The 2,412-nt window shown below is 35.7% G+C and carries 3 protein-coding genes; all 3 read left to right on the top strand.

Going from position 1 to position 2,412, the window contains the following annotated elements; genetic code table 11:
* On the top strand, positions 1–1,146 hold a 1,146-nt coding region (locus tag AC1DJR_RS26510; protein ID WP_477003909.1), incomplete at its 5' end, for an LL-diaminopimelate aminotransferase.
* 55 nt (positions 1,147–1,201) lie between these two features.
* Positions 1,202–1,600 (top strand): 3-hydroxyacyl-ACP dehydratase FabZ family protein, encoded by a 399-nt coding sequence (locus tag AC1DJR_RS26505; protein ID WP_429688363.1) that lies wholly within the window; start codon positions 1,202–1,204, stop codon positions 1,598–1,600.
* A 27-nt stretch (positions 1,601–1,627) separates the two neighbouring features.
* Positions 1,628–2,412 (top strand): type II pantothenate kinase (gene coaW, locus AC1DJR_RS26500; protein ID WP_477003908.1); only part of this gene is annotated, 785 nt, incomplete at its 3' end.

The following is a 2,412-nucleotide window of genomic DNA, read 5'->3' as shown; positions in this document are numbered from 1 at the left end:
GAATTAGGCGCCTATAAAAAAGAGAAAATTACAGCAGGTCATAAAATGATCGATTTAAGTATCGGGAATCCTGATATGCCTCCTGCTGATTTTGTGAGAGAAGAAATGGTACATACAGCAAGTGCAAAAGAAAGTTACGGATATACATTATCTGGTATTCAAGAATTTCACGAAGCTGTAACTGAATATTACAACAACACTCATAACGTTATTTTAAATGCCGATAAAGAAGTTTTATTATTAATGGGTTCACAAGACGGACTCGTTCATTTACCGATGGTTTTTGCAAATCCGGGAGATATTATATTAGTTCCTGATCCTGGATATACGGCTTATGAAACAGGAATTCAAATGGCCGGTGCAACATCTTACTACATGCCATTAAAAAAAGAAAATGATTTCTTACCTAACTTGGAAGTTATCCCTGAAGAAATCGCCAATAAAGCAAAGATGATGATTTTGAACTTCCCAGGAAATCCAGTTCCAGCAATGGCACATGAAGATTTCTTTAAAGAGGTAATCGCATTCGCGAAAAAACATAATATTATCGTTGTCCATGATTTTGCTTATGCTGAATTTTATTTTGATGGTCAAAAGCCAATTAGCTTCTTATCTGTACCTGGTGCAAAAGAAGTTGGCGTTGAAATTAATTCTTTATCTAAAAGTTATAGTTTAGCTGGTAGCCGTATTGGTTATATGATTGGTAACGAAGAAATTGTCGGCGCGCTTACGCAATTTAAGTCTAATACAGATTACGGTGTGTTTTTACCAATTCAAAAAGCTGCATCCGCTGCATTACGACACGGCGCTGCATTTTGCGAAAAAAACCGTGGAATTTACCAAGAACGTAGAGATACTTTAGTGGACGGATTCCGCAAATTCGGTTGGAATGTCGATAAACCAGCTGGAAGTATGTTCGTTTGGGCTGAAATTCCGAAAGGATGGACTTCGCTAGAGTTCGCTTATGCACTTATGGATCGTGCAAATGTCGTTGTCACACCAGGCCATGCATTTGGTCCTCATGGCGAAGGTTTTGTTCGTATTGCACTTGTTCAAGGTAAAGTAGTATTACAAGAAGTAGTTGAAAACATTAAAAATAGCGGTATTTTCTCTATTGAAAAAATAGAAGAATTAGTTAAGAATTAATAATAACTCCCCTGCTTAACTTTAGCAGGGGTATTATTATTCCTGGAGGTACGATATGAATATTAAAGATACTCTTCCCCATCGCTATCCATTTTTAATGATTGATAAAATTACAAACGTTAAAGAATCTCAATCAGCTACAGGATACAAACTGATCACAAATAACGAGTGGTTTATTAATGAAAATCAAAACTATATGCCTCATATGCTAATTGTAGAAGCACTGGCTCAACTTAGTGCTTTTGTAAGTACAGGTGAATCTGAAGGACTTGGTTTCCTCTCCTCTTTAGATAGGGTGGAATTTCATGAAAATGCGTATCCCGGTGATAAACTTGACTTACATTATGAATTAACACGTAACAGACGAGGTTTTGTTCTTGGGAAAGGAATTGCCTCTGTAAACGGTCAATCAATCGTTACCATTGAAAAGCTATTAATATATCAAGCTGATTAAACAGATTACATAGTAAGGGGTAGGGAAATGCGGAATGTTGTTGGTATTGATGCTGGGGGAACATTAACAAAGATTGCTTACTTTAACGAAATGAACAAATTAGTTTTTAAAAAATTTTATTCATATGAACAAGAAAGAATTAAAGAATGGCTTCAAAATCATAATTCAATTACACAATTATGCATTACAGGTGGTAAAGCTAAACAGTTAGAAGAACTACTTTCAGGTTCATATAAAATAGTAGAGTTAAACGAGTTTGAAGCAACTTTAGTAGGAGTACGCTACATACTAAAAGAAGAAAAACGTGCTATAAACAACTTTGTCCTAACAAATATCGGTACAGGTACTTCCATTCACTATGTTCACGACAAGCAATATGTTCGTGCTGGTGGAACTGGAGTTGGCGGTGGTACTATTATGGGTCTTTCAAAACTATTAACAAATATAGATCATTTTGAAGACGTGATTCCGCTTACGAAAATTGGTTCAAGAAACAGTCTAGATATTACAGTTGGAGATATTTATGGTGGGATTCTCTCCCCTCTTGATAATAACTTAACTGCTAGCAATTTCGGAAAAGCGACCATTACAGACTCAAATTATAGTAGTTCAGATATACTAGCTACCGTTCAAGGACTTGTCGGTGAAGTCGTCACAGCATTAAGCCTTCAATTCGCCGAAGCAAAAAACATTGACCATATCATTTACATCGGTTCTACTCTATGTAATAACGTACATCTTCAAAATATTATAAGTAGCTATACAAAATATCAAAACAAAATACCTGTCTTTTTACAAGACGGCGGTTATAG

It is taken from the genome of Bacillus sp. 05T31 (genome assembly GCF_056396725.1).
This window is presented reverse-complemented; position numbering and strand designations above follow the sequence as displayed.

Coding starts and splice junctions, on each gene's coding strand:
- AC1DJR_RS26505 (WP_429688363.1), top strand. CDS start 1,202: ATGAATATTAAAGATACTCTTCCCCATCGCTATCCATTTTTAATGATT.